Source organism: Streptomyces sp. NBC_01465, from assembly GCF_036227325.1.
Lineage (GTDB): Bacteria > Actinomycetota > Actinomycetes > Streptomycetales > Streptomycetaceae > Streptomyces.
Window position 1 is genome coordinate 8,853,900 of the sequence record NZ_CP109467.1, and the last position, 16,735, is coordinate 8,870,634.

At 64.2% G+C, this 16,735-nt stretch carries 13 protein-coding genes; 3 read left to right on the plus strand and 10 right to left on the minus strand.

All coding sequences use genetic code 11. The features are described 5' to 3' along the window. Positions 1-29 precede the first annotated feature (29 nt). Positions 30-3,326, minus strand: coding sequence for an ATP-binding protein (locus OG707_RS41090; protein ID WP_329127240.1), 3,297 nt, complete (start codon positions 3,324-3,326; stop codon positions 30-32). 711 nt (positions 3,327-4,037) lie between these two features. Between OG707_RS41090 and OG707_RS41095 the strand changes: the two genes are divergently transcribed. Beyond that, complete coding sequence (locus OG707_RS41095; RefSeq protein ID WP_329127242.1) at positions 4,038-4,442, plus strand: hypothetical protein; 405 nt, start codon at positions 4,038-4,040, stop codon at positions 4,440-4,442. Between the two features lie 160 nt (positions 4,443-4,602). Here the strand turns inward: OG707_RS41095 and OG707_RS41100 are convergent, their stop codons facing one another. The 9 genes from OG707_RS41100 to OG707_RS41135 form a co-directional block, all read right to left on the minus strand. Then, a complete protein-coding gene (locus OG707_RS41100; RefSeq protein ID WP_329127244.1) occupies positions 4,603-4,776 on the minus strand; it encodes a hypothetical protein in 174 nt (57 codons plus the stop codon). An 8-nt stretch (positions 4,777-4,784) separates the two neighbouring features. Continuing rightward, positions 4,785-5,066: a hypothetical protein gene (locus OG707_RS41105; protein ID WP_329127246.1), complete on the minus strand. Its 282-nt coding sequence runs from the start codon at positions 5,064-5,066 to the stop codon at positions 4,785-4,787. 1,045 nt (positions 5,067-6,111) lie between these two features. Further along, positions 6,112-6,330 (minus strand): hypothetical protein, encoded by a 219-nt coding sequence (locus OG707_RS41110; RefSeq protein ID WP_329127248.1) that lies wholly within the window; start codon positions 6,328-6,330, stop codon positions 6,112-6,114. Further along, entirely contained in the window at positions 6,233-6,841 is a 609-nt protein-coding gene (locus tag OG707_RS42530) for a transposase family protein (protein ID WP_443071459.1), read from the minus strand. Before OG707_RS42530 ends, OG707_RS41110 begins: the two co-directional genes overlap by 98 nt. Positions 6,842-7,512: 671 nt before the next feature. Continuing rightward, positions 7,513-8,211 carry a class I SAM-dependent methyltransferase gene (locus tag OG707_RS41115; protein ID WP_329127249.1) on the minus strand — a complete coding sequence of 233 codons (699 nt, stop codon included), beginning with the start codon at positions 8,209-8,211 and terminating at the stop codon, positions 7,513-7,515. A gap of 76 nt (positions 8,212-8,287) precedes the next feature. Beyond that, a complete protein-coding gene (locus OG707_RS41120) occupies positions 8,288-9,274 on the minus strand; it encodes a diiron oxygenase (RefSeq protein ID WP_329127251.1) in 987 nt (328 codons plus the stop codon). Continuing rightward, on the minus strand, positions 9,271-10,404 hold the full coding sequence (locus OG707_RS41125; protein WP_329127253.1) for a helix-turn-helix domain-containing protein: 1,134 nt from the start codon (positions 10,402-10,404) through the stop codon (positions 9,271-9,273). Before OG707_RS41125 ends, OG707_RS41120 begins: the two co-directional genes overlap by 4 nt. Positions 10,405-10,659: 255 nt before the next feature. Next, positions 10,660-10,932: a hypothetical protein gene (locus OG707_RS41130; protein ID WP_329127254.1), complete on the minus strand. Its 273-nt coding sequence runs from the start codon at positions 10,930-10,932 to the stop codon at positions 10,660-10,662. A gap of 373 nt (positions 10,933-11,305) precedes the next feature. Then, positions 11,306-13,258: a pentapeptide repeat-containing protein gene (locus tag OG707_RS41135; protein ID WP_329127255.1), complete on the minus strand. Its 1,953-nt coding sequence runs from the start codon at positions 13,256-13,258 to the stop codon at positions 11,306-11,308. A 1,529-nt stretch (positions 13,259-14,787) separates the two neighbouring features. On the opposite strand from OG707_RS41135, the gene OG707_RS41140 reads away from it, so the two are divergent. Both OG707_RS41140 and OG707_RS41145 read left to right on the plus strand, forming a co-directional pair. After that, positions 14,788-15,738, plus strand: a complete 951-nt coding sequence (locus OG707_RS41140; protein WP_329127257.1) for a hypothetical protein — start codon at positions 14,788-14,790, stop codon at positions 15,736-15,738. Next, a complete protein-coding gene (locus OG707_RS41145) occupies positions 15,738-16,730 on the plus strand; it encodes a restriction endonuclease (protein ID WP_329127259.1) in 993 nt (330 codons plus the stop codon). Before OG707_RS41140 ends, OG707_RS41145 begins: the two co-directional genes overlap by 1 nt. Positions 16,731-16,735: the final 5 nt, after the last annotated feature.

Consider the following 16,735-nt stretch of genomic DNA (forward strand, 5'->3'; position numbering starts at 1 on the left):
ACCCGCCCCAACGGAAACTCAACGTGATCTCAACGCGCCGCGGCCCACCCCTCGCCACCCGCATCACCGCCCGCTTGACCTCCCGCTTGACCGTCACGCAGCACGGCGAGCCGGCGGCCGGCGATGACGCACCGCAGGGGGTCGAAAACGGCTGCCGCGGCGGCCGTCTCACGGGCGGCCCGCCGAGGGTCGTCCAGCTCGGTGGACAACTCGGCCATCACCAGCCTCAGCCATCCGGCGAACCGCGGCCACGGAACGAACCTCTCCGCGGCCCGCCGGTACATCTCCCGCGCCGCCCGCCTCTCGCCGGACAGCAGCTCGATGGCCCCGAGGGCGGTCAGTGTCGCGCCGATCCCCACCACGTCACCGGCCGCTTCGAATCCGGACAGTGAGCGCCGGACGCTGCCCAGACCGTCCTCGAGGTCGCCCGCCATGGCGTGCGACAGGCCCAGGTTGATCTCGCTCAGCAGTTCCCCCCGGCGATCGCCGAGGGTGCTGCGGATCTCCCGCGCCAGCGACAGCGCCAGCCCGGCTTCGCGGTATTCACCCAGGTCGCGGTGGATGCAGCCGATGTGGTGCAGCACCTGCGCCCTGGCCAGGCCGTCCCCCAGGTCGGCGAACTGGTCGGCGGCCTCAGCGACGGAAGAAAGCGCCGATCGCCGGTTCCCGGTCAGCCGGTATGCGTAGCCCAGAGCGGACAGCACGTACCCGGTTGCCTGCACGACACCGACCCGCCGGCCCAGCAGCATGGTCTCCTCCATGGAGGGAACCAGGTGCCCGGCGATCGGGACGAGCTGTATGCAAGGCGTGATCACAGGCAGGAAGGGGGGCGTGCTGGCGTCGGAGCGGGCCAGCTCGATGAGGCAGGAGTCCAGGTGCCGGACGGCGGCGGGGCCGTCCTCACGGAACAGCGAGCAGTGGCCGAGCAGCCAGCTGCCGGCGGCGGAGTGTTCCGGCCGGCCTCGCGCGATGCCCTCGGACCGCACCGCGGCGGCCATCTGTTCGGCCTCGTCCAGACCGAAGGTGCTCCACACCAGCATGGCCTCCGCGATCTGGGCCGTCACCACCTCGTCGGGGCCGCCGATTCGCCGGACGATCGCCGTCGCTTCCGCGCCCAGCGCCCGGTGACGGTCGGCGCGCCCCTGACGGCTGTCCAGGCCGGTCAGGCCGATGAGGGCGGCCGCGCGCGGCCGCGTCGCCTCCGGTGCCAGGGCCAGCGCCCGCTCAAGCCATGACGCGCCCTCGACGGCATGGCCGCGCAGGAACCAGAACCGCCACAAGTTGGCGCCCAGGCGCAAGGCCGTCCGGGGGTCGTGCTTGCAGGCCCAGCCCAGCGCCGCACGCAGATTGTCAAGTTCGCCGTCTAGCGACTTTGGTTCCTCGATCACGACGCCGGTGGCCCGTTCGGGGTTGTGCGCGACGGCGAAGGCGAGGAAGTACGCAGCGTGGGCGGCCGCCAGCCGCTCCGCCTCACGGGCGAGTTCGAGTTTCTCGCGGGCGAACTGGCGGACCGTCTCGAGTAACCGGTAGCGGGTCGTGGCGGTTGTTCTAGTCGGTGCCACCAGTGACTGGTCCACCAACCTGACCAGCAGCCCGAGCACCCCCCCTCGCTCCAGCGGCGGATCACCGCAGGCCGCTTCTGCCGCGTCGAGGGTGAAGCTGCCCGAGAACACCGAGAGCCGGCGCAGCAGTACCTGCTCGGGGCCGGCGAGCAGGTTGTGGCTCCATTCCAGAGTGCCGCGCAGCGTCTGGTGCCGGGTGATGGGTTCGGCTCCTCCGCCGAGCAGTGACAGCGCGTCACTCAGCCGGTGGACGATCTCCGCCGGCTCTAGAGCGGCGGCTTTGGCCGCCGCTAGTTCCAGGGCCAGTGGCATCCCGTCGAGCCGCCGGCACAGCTCGGCCACCCCGGGCGCGTTGTCCGCGTCGAGCGTGAACCCGGGCCGCACCTGTGCCGCGCGATCGACGAAGAGCAAGACACTGGGGAGGCACGCGAGCCGGTCCAGGTCGGCCGTGCGGTCCCAGTCGGCGGACGGCAGGGGCAACGAGGGCACCCGCAGCGTGTACTCGCCGTGGGCATGGAGCGGCTCACGGCTGGTTGCCAGCACGTCGACGCCCTGACAACCCGCGAGCAGCACACCGACGAGCCCGGCGCAGGCGGCGAGCAGGTGCTCGCAGTTGTCGAGCACGATCAGCAGCCGCCGGTGGCGCAACTGGTCCACCAGTGCTTGTTCCCGGTCCGCCACATCCGACTCCAGCCCGAGCGCGCCGGCCACCGCGTCGGCCACCAGTACCGGCTCACCGACGGCCGTCAGGTCGACGAACCACGCCCCGTCGGGGTACCGCGAGCGCACGCGCTGCGCGGCCTGCACGGCCAGTCGCGTCTTGCCGCTGCCGCCTGCTCCGGTGAGGGTGAGCAGCCGGGCCTGACGGGTCAACCGCTCCACGTCGGCGATCTCACGCTCACGCCCGACGAAGCTGGTCAGCGAGGTGGGCAGCCGGCCGGCGATCACGGCGGCAGCAGGAACGCCGGTTGCCGGCGGCCGCTGCGCCGCGGACGCACCGGTCAGCAGGTCACGGAAGAGCGCCGCCGTCTGGGCGTCCGGGTCGGTCCCGAACGCCTCCAGAAGGTCTTCGGCCAAGCGCTCGTAGCGGGCCAGCGCCTCGGACCTGCGGCCCAGGCCCGCCAGCACCACCATCGCCGCGCGGACGGCGGCCTCCTGCACGGGATCGGCTTCGAGGACCCGTGTCAGGAGAAGCAGCGCTTCTTCCGGTGCCTCCCGCGCCAGCACGGTCGCCAGCTTCACCGAAATTTCCTGCGCCGTTTTCCGTAACCGCTCCCGCCGCGCCGTCAGCCAGTCGGCGTCCGGCATCCAGTCGGCGTCCGACATAGCGGGTACCAGATCCCCGGCATAGAGGCCCGCCGTGGCGCGTAACTGCGCCTCGTCGTCCCCGGCCAGGGCCTCCTGTGCGGATGACTCGAACCGCAGTACGTCGACCTCGACCGGTCCGGTGGCGTCCAATACGACCTGCTCATCGCGGATCGACAGCCGTCCGGGTTGTGCGCCGCCGCCGCCGGTGACCGTGCGCCGGGCTATGTAAAGGGTCTGGTGCAGATTGCGGGCTGCGGCCGCCGGTTCCAGATCGGGCCACAGACGGTCCATGACGTGCTCACGATGACACCGCTGACCTGGTGCCAGCGCCAACATCGCCACCAGCGACTTCGCCTTCCGCAGCCGCCACGTCCCGGCCTCGACCGTGACCCCGTCCACGGTCACGGTGAACGATCCGAGCAACTGGATCCGCCAGCCCTGGACGCTGTCGGACAAGACCACCACCTCCGGAGCACTCCCGCGACGGGCCACCCCCACATCCTCCCGTCGGCGGGAACTGATCACGCGGGTTTATTCCGGGCGCCTACCACGCTGGCCCGTTGCTGGCGTGCTGCCTTTCGTCCGTTTCCGACGAAGACTGTCCGAAAGATCGTGGATCAGCGGTGGTGCGTGACCTCTGACCTGGTGTGACCCGGGTCGTTTGAAGATCAACCCACGAACTTCCGGACAGTCTCGCCTGCGCCGCGACATCGACGCCGTCACCGCGGCCGTTTCCACCTTCTGGAGCTCAGGCCAGGTCGAGGGTCACGTGACGCGCGTCAAGCTCCTCAAGCGCATGGGATTTGGCCGGGCCAACCTGGATCTCCTCCGCAGACGCGTACTTCACAGTCCATGATCTTGCCGATGTCTCAAGATCGTCAACAGAGCCCGAACTTCCCCACCCGGCATAGGGTCTGCGGTGACCGCCCTGCCATGATGATCGGCCGCCAGGGCTGAACCGTATTTGGAAGAGTCTGCGGAAGAAGAGAAGACACGATGCGAATTCCATGGCGCCGACGGCCGACCGCGCGATCTCGGCGACTGCTTGACGCTGCAGGGATCGGGCCCGGATCGACAGATGACGGCAACGACCAGGTGGTCGGTCGAGAGGTTGCCTTTCGCGTCGCCCAGCGCCACTCGGGCGCGATCACTGAGGTTCTGGCGATCGTGGAGGAACTGCTCGGGGACGAGGCGAACTACGAGTTCGTCGTCTCGCTGCTGGAGAACATCCAGAACCTTGTGACGCACGGTCTCGACATGTTCTGGTCGCCCGACGAGGTGTACGCCCTGCTAGGTCCCCGAAGCGCCGTCTGCTGGGGCACCCTGGCCGGCTTCTGGACCGCAGTGGCCGATTGGTGCGCCCGTATCGGCCTGCCGTTGGAGCCTGTCGAACCGCTTCTCACCATCCAGAACGAGCAACTGAAGGTGCTGTTGTGGACAGGCAACCGGACCCTGTCCACTGGGGAGAAGCTCGGGCTCGCACAGGCAGTCCGTTACGAGAAGGCCAACGGAGTGTCCATACCCAGCTATAGCCACATCGGGGTGGCACTGCGTAGCACCGGACAACAATGATCCTGCTCAGCATGCTCGATCGGCAGAGTTCACAAGATCGTCGACAGCGCCGAATTACGTGATTGTCCACACGGCTGAACGACGTCGGTAGATACCGACGCGCCGGGGTGCTGGTCTCCGCCGGCGTCGTACGGTGCCGACGGAGACCAACCGGGCTTGCTCAGCGCCGGCTGCTGTTCTTCATCGGCCAGCGGAGGAGGTCCCTGATGCGCCACCAGAGTCGGCGCCGGTGGGGGGTTTCGGTGGAGTAGCTGGGGCCGAAGGCCACGTCATCGGCGGTGCGCCCGAGTGGTGTTCCTTCGCGCGCGTACCGTTCCGGCTGCTCGTCGGCCATGTGGCCTCCTACGGTTCGCTGGTCCCGCACCCGTGGCGAAGTTCGTTGTCGGAGCGGGTTGTGGGGGCCCAGCCGATGCCGCTGGCGTAGCTCTGTACCACAGGGTAGTAGGTGTAGGTGCCGCCGCCGTCGTTGCAGTCGGAGGACCATCGGTAGTCGATGAAGCTGCTGGCCGTCGATCCGGTGGTGGCCCAGCCGGAGTAGCCGCGTTGGCCGCTCCAGGAGTTGCGCCACATCTGGGTCTTGAGTTTCTGGGTGCCGAACGATCCGCTGCAGGCCTGTGAGGTCACCCACGAGAACCAGGCGTTGGCGCCGGCGCCGCGTAATTCGATGTCGGAGATGTAGATCGAGCAGATTGCGGAGGCCGGTGCGGCGGGGGCGGTGGAGGGCTTGGCTTCGCCTGCCGTGTAGCTGCAGGAGTACGGCGCGTGCGGGGTGCAGGAGTAGATCCCACCCGTTGCCGTGATCTTTCCCCCGCTGTAGTTCGGCTTGTTGGCGAAAAGCTCGCACGTGACGGAGCTCGGTGCGGTTGAGGCCGGTGGAGGCGGTGAGGTGCCACAACTTAGTAGCAGGGCCTGCGGCTGGCTTGGCCCCCTGGAACAGGCGGGGTCACGTGTTCCCCGACCGCCGACGGCCGGGGAACACGGTTCATTCAGCGTGCCGGGTCGCCAAATCGCCACACAGGCAGGACCCCAACGCACCAAGGGCCTGGGCCTGCTCCGCCGGCAAGGAGGGGCACGCATCCACGCCGGATCATTCGCGTGAGCGCACGCGATCTGTTCCTCGACGTCATGTTCTGAGCCGACTTGAACAGGTCAGGGCTCAGGCTGGAGAAGCGGAAGGTGACCCTGTAGGCGCCGGTGAGCTTCCAGGTGTGCAGTCACCAGGTGGCGGCGAGCGCTGTCATGATCGTTGCGGCGGCGAGTGCGGTCATGACGATTCTGATCCACCAGGTCGACCTCTGCCGTGGCGCCTGCAGGGGACCTGCCCGGCATGGGCAGTCCTCGCGGGGGGTGTGCCGCATGTTTTCCAGCCAGTAGCCACCCGACAACGCACCATGGACGACCTCACCTTGCGCTTCAGGATTCACACCATGGAAACCGGTTCTCGTCCGGTCTGGTGACGGAGGGGCATCTCATCTCCCCACTGTGGTGGTGGCGTAGAGGAAATGCGCTGCCATGGATCGGCATGCGTATACGCGGCCTGACTGGTCGGGTGGCAGTGGCTGACCGAACTCCATCGTCACGAAGCTACCGATGCCCCGCCGGATGTCCCATGCGTGCTGTCCGAGCAGGGGGCCGATCCGTCGATGGGCCTCGGTGAGGTCGACGGCCGTCATGCGGTCATCGCCCAGCGCGGCCCTGGGCCGACGACGAGCAGCCGGCCCGACGGCATGCGGAAGGTCCATTCCGGGGCCGCTGATGGGTCATGGTGAGAGAGGGGAAAGATCGTCAGCTCAAGGTCCCCGAGATGGACCTGGGTGTCCCAGCCGGGCGGCTGCAGGTGCACCTCGGTGATCTCCCGGCCCGTGAGTACGGCGAGGTCCTGGGCCAACCGGGCCGCTGCCGTGATTGCACGCGGCCATCAGATGCAGCCGGCCGCCGTTGTTGGTGCGGGCGCCGCGCACACTTTTGCCATCCACCGCGACCGCCGGCCGCAGCCCCTCCAGTAGGGCCGGCTCCTGACCGGTCTGTTCGGCCAGCCGTCCGCATACGGCCTGGTCAAGGGCCTGTCCGTCGATACTCTGCAGGGCCCGGCGCACGGTCGGCTCGCTCGGCGCCACCCACATGCCGGTCCGCGGATCACGCCGGGCGCCGAACGCACGCAGGATTTGCTGGGGCAGATCCGCGGCCCGCTGGCCGATCGCCGCCAGGGACCGGCAGCCCGCCGGCACCGCACATGCCGCGATCACCAGCACGACCACCAGAGCATGCCGCACCCCACGCGGCCGACGAGGATCCGGGATCCGGGCGAACCAGCACAACACCCCTTGCCCCCGGCCCGACTCGCGTACCCGACTGAGTCGCCGAAGTGCGGGATGCGACGATATGACACAGGCGGGCATGGACGTCCCCTTCGATCATGTGAGCCTCAACAACCCACGTGATCAACGACGTTCATGCCCGCCCACCTGCATCTACACCCCGCCAAGCGACCGTGACGAAGCCCTGCCAGAGCGGCCACCGCCCGAGGACGCCAAACCACCTGCGCCGCCGGCGACAAGTGCCGCGCGTCCCCCACCAGATCACTCACATCCAGGTCAACGACCCAGCATTTCGGATCAATAGGAGCGCCAGTCGCGCATGAAAAGTCCCTTCTCAGCGTGATGGATGACGCCTGAAACAAGCTTCACTCATCCCGGCCCGGAAGGCACTTTCTCCATTTGATCAAATCCTGATCACCGTCGCGGAAGAATAGCGGGGACAGGTTTCTTGATCTGCGTCAATGGCCACACCCGCAAGACCTGCGGGTGCTTCCCATGACGGTGCGAGCATCGAGCGCCCATTGCCAGGCCCGCCCCAAGGAAAAGGCGATACCACTTGCCAAGACGGCGAAAAGAATATCCACTCTGCCATCACTCCTCTACTCCCATTCCCTTGACGTTATCTTAGGGCGACGAGTGAATTCACAAAAGCGGGAGATTTATCTCCCGGAGGAATAATCTCCATCCCGAGAGGCAGGGGCAAGCAGGCGGGAGTTCACAGGGGTATTTTGAATCATGCACAGAAAGTTTCGTCAGATCTTTTTGGCACGCCAGAGAGTTGCTACCGTTTCACGCATGTACTCGCTGCCATGCATGACACCTTGTTTTCGTTTAACCCAAGACATTTGAAAGTCAAAAAGATCATTAAATTCAGCCAAAAATTCCTCATACGTAGGCAGGATGTTGCCGACCTCGGCGATCGGGTCCCATGTGAGTCTCGGTGAGGCCACTACATTCCCGAGCGGGCCAGTTCCGCATTGACCATAGTATTTGTCGCCAGCCGTGGCGAGTGAAACTAGAAGGACGCCCCCCGGTTTCAGGATCCGATGCATCTCACTCCGATAGAATCTGCGTTCACCATCCGAAAGTTGGTGAAAATAGACGAAAACATCAGTGGCCAAGTCAAATGAATTTTCCACGAAGGGGAGAGGGTCTACTACGCTACCTAGCGTGAAGTTAACCCTATCGGCACCTGATCTACTCTCCGCCACCTCAAGGGCCGCGGCCGAGAAGTCCATGGCCCAAACCTCGTCGATTCCTGAGTCTGCCAAGGCGATAGCATTGCGGCCTGTACCGCACCCGAGGTCTACGGCAGATCCAATGTTGCGCGCGGAGATATATGGGAGATTCACTAGAGCCCAATTCAGGACCCCTGAAGGTGAGTTTCGATGACTGGACGGAATTCCTTGACGAGAATACTCTTCATCCCAGGCCAGGACAGGGTTCTTCATGCCACATTTCCTCTCTTTGTGTGCATTCAGTAACACGCTTATAGAAAGCGTGAAGTCTCGGGACGCACCGTGCAACTCACGATAGCAAGCCACACTCTATAAAATATTGCTTTGTTCGCTTGTCCGCTAGCACCCCTACGCGCTCTAAGAGGGCAATGGTGCTGCGCGACGCGTGACGAACATCAGCAATTATCTGATTGTGCGGATTGGAATCACGGGCGATCTCCTCTGACTCAACGGAGGTGAATCCTACTGCCCCGAGCATCATCTGCTGCCCGCACATATCTGGACTCAGAAATGCCAAAATGAAATCGGCGAAATGCGTGCCAAGCTGATTTCGGATACCAGGCTGGAGCTGAGGCCATATGGTCTCCAGTACTCGCGTGAAGTAAGCGTGATGAGTTCGCTCGTCCACGGCATGATCCGCCAGACTTTCTCGAACCGCCGACACAACAGAGAGATCCTTGGGAACACTCGTCAGAGTCCCTGATATCAGCGTCTCAGAAACCACTGCGGAACAGAGCTCAATCAGGCTGCCGAGAGAGGGAGCGTGATAACTCTTCGCACGTTCCAGGGCGGAACCAAACGGAAACATTCCGTTCCGCAGAGGCGTGACGGATGAGACATCTGCAACTTGATTTTTCAGGTCCGCTGAAAAAAGAGCGTGATACGCCTCGTCGCAATAGATGCGATAGGCGTCGAGTTTCATACTCGTTGGAAGATGAAATCCAAAAGAGTCTCTCGAGAGGCGCAGAACGACTGGGTTCACGATTCCCTGCTCAAGTTCTGCAGTGAAGTCCAGGTAGCCATAGAGACGGTGCGTCAAGATCTCTCGCACGTGTTCATCACCGCGTGCGACAACTAATGGATGGGTCACAATCGGTGTGAGGGACGGCGAGAACATGCCGAGCCCCGCGTCCGTCTCGGCGAGAAGCCTTCGAGGCTTGCAGCGCACGGCGCTCCTGGTGTCCCAAGCGGTCATGACCGACTTGTAGTCGCGTTTAGGTGCTGTTCCCTGACCTACCTGCATAGTGTGCTCCAGATTAGCGACAAACGCCTTCATGCCAGCGGAGGGGCAATACGGCGCAGTCGTTGTGTAACCGCTTTGGTATGCGGACCCGTGCGCACATCGCCTGGTTCCTGAAGCGCTCCTAAAAGTTTTTGTAATAACAGTGGGTCATCGACGAAATAGTGCATGCCCAGGCGATCCAGTATGCCCTGTAATCTGAAAGCCTCGAGCTCGAGCACCGCAGACGAAGAACCTGGGTTTTGGAATCGTCGGGCGATGCTGGCGAGAGATCGCCTGAAACTTAGTGATGAGGTCGGGAGCTGAAAGTTCGAGGTCAATTCTGTGTCTCCGTAGTGCAATGCTTCAAACATTACGTCGGCGACAGCGAGTTCCTGCCTGTGCTGCAGCAGCCACAGGTACTTCTCCGCCACGTCCTCATTCCCTGTGCGCACAATTAGACCGACATATCCTAACCGGACAGAGAGCGGGTCAGGCGACTTAGTCGCGTCCCATACGAGTTCTTGCACTAGGGCCTGATCGGCTTGCGTACCAGCGCGGGCCAGCATGTGGATGGCGTGGTGGCGAGGAAGCCCCCCGACCTCGCTTGCAGGCGAATCCGAAGCCAAGCGGCGGAGGTGAGCAAGCGCGTCGTGTACGTGCGAAGATGCGACGCTACCTTTTTCGTTCGATTGCAGAGCCAGTCCCAGAAAATGGTTGGCAGGGTATTGTAGATGAAGTTTGATGTGTTCCGGAGCGATGAGATCTGTAAAGTCTCGTGAATACACCACGCCAGTCCAGATACGGTAGATGAAGTTTGCGCGCGTGATGTTATAGAGCAGCGCAGACGCGTAACCTATCTCACCGCTCTGCATGCTTGTGTCGGCAGTTTTTTCGTGCAGCAGACCGAACACACTCTTTACGAGAGTCTCCGGATTAGCATTGCTAATCCGGGCCACTTCCCGCAATTTCCGGCGAAGCGCGTCGCCGAAGTCCTCGCATTCTTTGATTTTCATCGCATACTCGAGCTCGTCGGCACTCCCCAGGTAGGCAGCTATCTCCGCCAGATGGTGCCTCGGAATCTGCTCGCGCCCGTTGATCCATCGCTGTACCTCGGTACGACTCCGTCCCAACACGCGGGCGAATTGCGCATTTGAATAGCCAAGTTCCCGCAGTTTCCGGTCCAACCATTGATTCGGTGTTGGGAGAGGTGGTGGGGATGCCATGGCGTCTCGCTTGTTGTTGTGGGCCGGTGCTAGGACTCCTGAGCTTAAGGGACTACCGCTCTCGGGCACAGAGGGAGATTCTTCTCCCTCTGTGCCCGAGCCGCACTAACCTCGTAGGCTCATCTGAGCCCCACCAATGTCTCAAGTTGCTGACTTGCGATCTCATATACGCTGTGCGAGGCGCGCACAGAACCTGGCCCTCGGAAGGTCCATGGCCTAGGCTTGATAGAACGCATTTTGGCCGTGCACAGAAGAAACCTGTGCGCAAGGCCCGCTGCGGGTGACGAAGCGAGCGAAGGTGTCATGACAAGGAATTCCGGTCAGTCCGATGAACAACCGAACATAAAATACGGTCGGTGGGCATTGTGGCAGGTCGAGGGCGACCTGATCATTTTTGACATGATCGATAACATTCCATACGATCCGGCCGATCAAAGTGAGCGGGAGCGAATGGTTCGCCTGCTCGAAGACGCCGGAGTAGTCGCGCAAAGAGATTACCCAGGACGCCCGTGCAACTGAGTACAGTCAGCTTACGGGCAACTGCCTCGTAGATCCTCTGACAGTGAGCGACTCTGTCGAGGATCTTGAGGCTCGAAGGTCATTTGCCCTGGCGCCACCAGAGTGGCCGGGGCAGACTGCGGGCTTCGAGGTACTGCTGGAACGCCGTTGCTGGTCGCGGACGGTAGGTGGAGGCACGTGTTGACCGCAATCGCGGTCAACATCGAACGCCTCAGCACCCAGGAACCCGACGGTGGCACTCACTCAATATCACTGTCACAGGACAGGGTTCTGTCCCGTGCCATCGAAACTTGAGTGAATGTCATTGAGCTTTGAGCGAGAGCCCTGGGGCGCGGAGCGGTGTTCAGCGTTTGATGCGTCCGCGTACGGCGAGGACAGCCAGGGCGAGGAGGGTGGGTTCCAGGAGGCGGGAGGCCATCTCGATGTAGGTACCGGCAGTCGTGAGGTTTTGGCCGGATGAGCGAAAGACCACGGAGTTGATGGCAACGCGGATGGCCTTCTCTGTGCGGGGCCATGTCATGCGCTGGGACCAGTCGCCGTGGAGGGCAGGGGCGGGGGAACTGGTGGTGAGGTTGATCTTGTTGCCGTGGAGAGTCCCAGCCGTGGCGGGGTCGGGTTCGTAGGAGGTCAGGCCGAAGCCCATGAGTAGCAGTACGGTCAGGGACATCGCGGCCAGCAGCCATGCCAGGGCACGGGAGGAGCGCAGGCCATAGCCGGAGAGTAGCCAGTAGCCGAATAGCAAGCCCCTTTCTCCCGGCGGGGTGCCGGTGCGGTCGTGGCGGCGCATCTCCATCTCGCCGTAGTAGAAGTCGGCCGCTCCCGGTTCGTCCTTGCCGTCCTCGAATGCCTTGCGCAGCTGCCTGTATACGACGGCCACGTCCTCCGGGTCCGGGGTGAGGTCGGGGTCGGGGTGGTGCGGGCCGGGGCGCCAGGCAAGGGACAGAGAAGCGGGCGCTTGGCCCGGTACTGGGAGAGGCTGGCGTGCGTTCTGAGCACGCCAGTGGTGCTCCTCGGCAAGGATGCGCCGGCGGGTCCACCGCACCGGCCATATGCCGTGGAGGTGCACGCCAACGGGGGCAGTGGCGAAGGAGCATCGGCCTACCAGACGGAGCTGGTCAAGGTGAAAGGCACCGGAGAACAGACAGTCGGTCAGGTCGATATCGGTCAGTACCAGGTGCGCAGCGTCCACCCCCTGCAACGAAGCCACTCGCACCCCGGCGATGCCTGTCAGCAGGCTCTCATTCACTAGCGCGTCGCCCTCGGCCGCGAAGGGCACGGGGTAAGCAGTGATTGCTACGGGGAAGGACAGCGCCGCGTGGCTGAGGTCCGCTGTGGCGTAGCGCAGACGCACGATCGCCGTCGACTGCCAGCGTGTCCGGGCACAGCGCACCTCACGCGCCGCGATTTCCAGCGTCACCGACACCTCGAATATCGCGCCAGACAGATCAACCCTCTGCCCACACACGACCGGCCCGAACCACGACATCACCGCGAACTGCGTCCCGAAGAACTGGGCGTCGCCGGAGAACTGTGTCCCGCCGAACCAGGCGTCGCCGGAGAACCGTGTCCCGTCGAACCGGGCAGGGCCGGAGAACTGAGCTTCGCCGAATCGGGCAGGGCCGGAGAACTGAGCCTCGCCGAACGAAGCGTCGTCGGAGAACTGCGCCTGGCTGAACCCGGCGTCGTCGGAGAACTGCGCCCGGTCGAACTGGGCAGGGCCGGAGAACTGAGCCCGGCTGAACTGGGCGTAGCGGGAGAACCGAGCCCCGCCAAACCGGGCGTCACCCGAGAACTGCACATCGTCGAACCAACCGTTGCCCGAGAACTGCGCCCCGACGAACCGGGCGTCGTCGGAGAACTGCGCCCGGCTGAACTCGGCGTCGTCGGTGAAGTGCGCCCCGCCGAACTGGGCGTAGTGAGAGAACCGAGCCTCGCCAAACTGGGCAGGTCCGGAGAACTGAGCTCCGCCGAACCGGGCAGGTCCGGAGAACTGAGCCCGGCTGAACCCGGCGTCGGAGAACTGCGCCCCGTCGAACTGAGCATCGCGGGAGAACTGCGCCCGGTTGAACTGGGCAGGGCCGGAGAACTGCGCCCCGCCGAACCGGGCGTCGCCGGAGAACTGCGCCCGATTGAACTGGGCAGGGCCGGAGAACTGCGCCTCGCCGAACCGGGCGCGGCCGAGGCGGGGTTGCCGAGTAGTGGGATCACGCAGGGCGCGAAGGAGAGAAGCGAGGAGCGACCCGGTGAAAGGGGTGCCGCGATAGTCGATGGCGGTACCGGGCGTCAGGTTGGCCAAGTGGGCATTGCGGTCCCTATCGGGCAGGTGGGCCAGGCATGCACTGTGGTTAGAGACGTGGATGCCGCGGCAGCCGACGGGATCGCTGGCGGGGTCCGCACCATGTCCACAGTGCTGCCAAGAAGGTGCTGAGGCTGGTTCGCTACTCATGGCCTGAGGCTCCGGTGCTGGTCGAGAGGAGAACAGAGGACGCGCTCTCACCTATGGAGTACTGCAGCAGACGGACGGTAGGAAGCCCGCGGTTCCAGAACCGGTTGCTCGCCTCGCGCCTCACCGATCGAGCGACTTCGCCTGTCACTCAAAGTTTGATGGCGCATGCTGAACATTCGCTGTCACAGGACAGCCACGTTCGTTTCTTGCCTCAACTGGCGGCTGCAGTCCGGGCGGCAGGGCTTCCCCGCGGTCGCTGCCTTGGCCGCAACGGACTGCGGCTTGGCCATCAAGACGGCCCCGCCGCCAGCGGTGGCGAACGGAGCCGTACAGGTTCCGGGGGATCTTGATGAGGCAACCATCGGCCCGAAGGAGGCGATGGCAGGTCTCCGCACTATCGAGCCGGTGCAGGGCTGGCTCAGCGGCGGATTCGGATCCTTACGTGAACGGATCCACCGAGCGCGGCTGCAGCAGTGCCGATTGCGATGACCGGGCCGAGATAGTCAGCGTTGCCGGTCAGTGCGAGCACGATGACGGCAGCGAGCGTGCCGAGCACGGACAGAGCGCGTATCCAGATGAGCGCTGAACTGCCGGCGTTGGAGGTTGCAGGTGCGGTGCTTCGACCAAGCGGGGGCATGGACTCGTTCTCCTCCGTTGTGGGTTGAGCAGGGGTGTCCAGGCTGGGAATGCCTGTTGATCTCAGTGCGCTCGAAGACGTCTCGCGCTACGTCTAGGGGGAGCTCCTTGTCGAGTGCGGCAATAGCGCCCTTCGCACTGCTCCGCGTGAAGTTGCCGTGGCCCTGACGGCCGTAATCGGACCCGCAGATACGGACACAAGTGGCCCCACTGCGGCGCCCTGAACTACGACGACTTGAAGTGGCCCAACGACCTGACCAGTCGGGTCAAGGCGCACTGCGGGGCCACTTCAGCCCGCCTCGAACACTCAGCGGAGCCACCGATGTCCGTATCCGCGGGTCCAGTTGGCGCTGTCGCAGCCAAGGTTTCCGTCGCCGAGTTTGAACAGGTTGGGGCAGGACAGGCTCGAAACTCTGCGGCGGGCAGGCGGAGGGACTCCGCGAGGGCACATCATCATCATGTAAATCGACTCCTTTGAGTGGTTGAGGTGCCGCGGTAGAGCCGTGTGCCGTGAACCGCCCTGGTCAGCAAGGCGCCCGCTGGCGAAGTGGCCGTCGGCGGGCCGCCACTCGTGATAGCGATTTAGGCCTCGGAGCCCAAGCACAGAGGGCTGCAAGGGAGGAGCGGGAAGAGGCACGACTGGCGGCTGCAGTCCGAGCAGTAGGGCTTCCCAGCGGTGTTGGCGCGCATGGGCACAGCTCTGACCTGCATCGACTGTCAGATGCGATGTGTACTCTCACGCGGTGATCATTGACCGGAACGCGAGCGTGACACCGACTCGCTTCGAAAGCCCGTGGCTGCGCCGCACCGTTGGTAAACGGATAGGCCGCGCCGACCGCGACGCCATGCTTCGGGCGCTCCTTTGGGTGAGCGAGGTTCGCATGGCGGGCGCCGTCGCCTCCGCCTGGCGTGAGTTTCTCCAGGACATCAAGCGGGAGCTGAGCGAGGCCGAACAGCGGCGGGACAGGTACTGGCAGCGCAGTGATCAGGTTGCTGCTGGATGCCAGGAAGCCGCCGCGAAGCTGGCTGACGATCTGTGGCGTGAGCGAACGGCTGCCGAGGAGGTGCTGCAGCAGTGCGAGGTGATTGTGCGTGAGTTCACCGCACGACTGGGGCGGCACGAGCTTGACGATGAACGGTGCTTGCTCCTGGACTCGCGTGCCGCGCTGGGCGTCCTGAGTGACCATCTGGGGCCCGCGAAGCAACGGCTTGCGGAGCTGCTTGCGGACAACCGGGGATCCCTTCATCAACTCGCGATGTTGGAACTGCGCCAGCGGCACAGGACAACCAAGTCTCTGGCGACACTCGAGCAACTTGACGCCATGGACCAGCACGAATTCGATGAGATCGTGTTCCGGGGCCTCTCACGAGGCGGCTTTCAGCCGCTCCTCCTTGAACCGCGCATTCTCACCTTCGTGGGCGCTGGCGCGAGGGGCCTCGTCTATTGCGCCAACGTGCAACGACCGCGCCACGATGCGGTGACGGACGCTCGCGCCATTCTGTCCGCGCAACGGGAGGCGAGGAGCAGAGACATCGGCCACGTGTTGATCGTCACCAACCTGATGTTCATCTCCAGCATCGGCAACCAGATCTTCGACGCATCGGACCTTTCCATGACGCTGCTGCAGCGTCCGGATCTTCAGCGATGGATCGACTGGGGCATGCCGCTGCGCGATGTGGTGGCGGACGCCTGATGCACATCAACTGGCCAACGACCCTGTCCTTGCCTGACTACTCCGAGTCCCAGCTCCAGACGAGCTTGCAGCGCCGAGTTTCAGAGGCGACGGACGACGACCTACTGGCCGCCTTTCTCCACTGGACCGCGGGCCAGATAGCCCTGGACTTCATGGTGGAGGCAGAGTTCTTCGCAGAGAAGGTCCAAGCCGCACAAGATCAGTTGGAGGGTCTGGTGGTGCCCGCAGGGAAGCCCAACGCTGTGGGCTACCGCTACGCACACGCAATTCTTCGCAGGGTGCTCAAAGAGGCTGGGGATGCGGTAGCGAGCGCCAGTCGGCAAGCGACGGACGTCCTGCTTCACCTGCGGGACCTGACAGTTCACGACCTCACGAGCGGATACAGAGCCGGGGCAGAGGCATCACCTTCCGGGCTGGAGTGCATCGGCAAGCTGAGAACAGGTCTGCTCCACCTTGAACGTGGGGTGGCGAGAGCTCACGCGCGACACCGGGATGAGATGCACCATCTCGCCCTGGTCGAAGAGGCACTGGACCGTTTCCTGGCCTCGGACGACAGCATGCCCCTGGAACGCATCCACGCCATGACGCCGAACGAGTTCGAGCAGGCTGTCGCGGCGTTGGCGAGGCGCGATGGCCATCAAATCATTCGAGAATCCGGGGGCGCTCGTGACCTGGGAGCAGATGTGATCGCGATAACCCCCGATCAGCTGCGCATCGTGTTCCAGTGCAAGCACCGACAGGCCGGCGTCGGCAAGGTCGGTTCACCTGACATCCAGACCCTCAACGGCACCGCCCGCCCGGAGCACAACGCTGACATCGTCATCGCCGTGACCAATGGGGCGTTCACCAAACCCGCGCGCGACTTCGCGTACACGCATGACATCCACCTGCTGGGCCAGACACAACTGAAGCGGTGGGCCACTTGGGGTGAGCCTCTGCTGACCTTGTTGCAGCCCAGTGCAGACAGACGACACAGCATCACAGCGAGTTGAGACGA

Coding starts and splice junctions, on each gene's coding strand:
- OG707_RS41100 (WP_329127244.1), bottom strand. CDS start 4,776: ATGGCCGACGAGCAGCCGGAACGGTACGCGCGCGAAGGAACACCACTC.
- OG707_RS42530 (WP_443071459.1), bottom strand. CDS start 6,841: ATGCCCGCCTGTGTCATATCGTCGCATCCCGCACTTCGGCGACTCAGT.
- OG707_RS41115 (WP_329127249.1), bottom strand. CDS start 8,211: ATGAAGAACCCTGTCCTGGCCTGGGATGAAGAGTATTCTCGTCAAGGA.
- OG707_RS41120 (WP_329127251.1), bottom strand. CDS start 9,274: ATGAAGGCGTTTGTCGCTAATCTGGAGCACACTATGCAGGTAGGTCAG.
- OG707_RS41145 (WP_329127259.1), top strand. CDS start 15,738: ATGCACATCAACTGGCCAACGACCCTGTCCTTGCCTGACTACTCCGAG.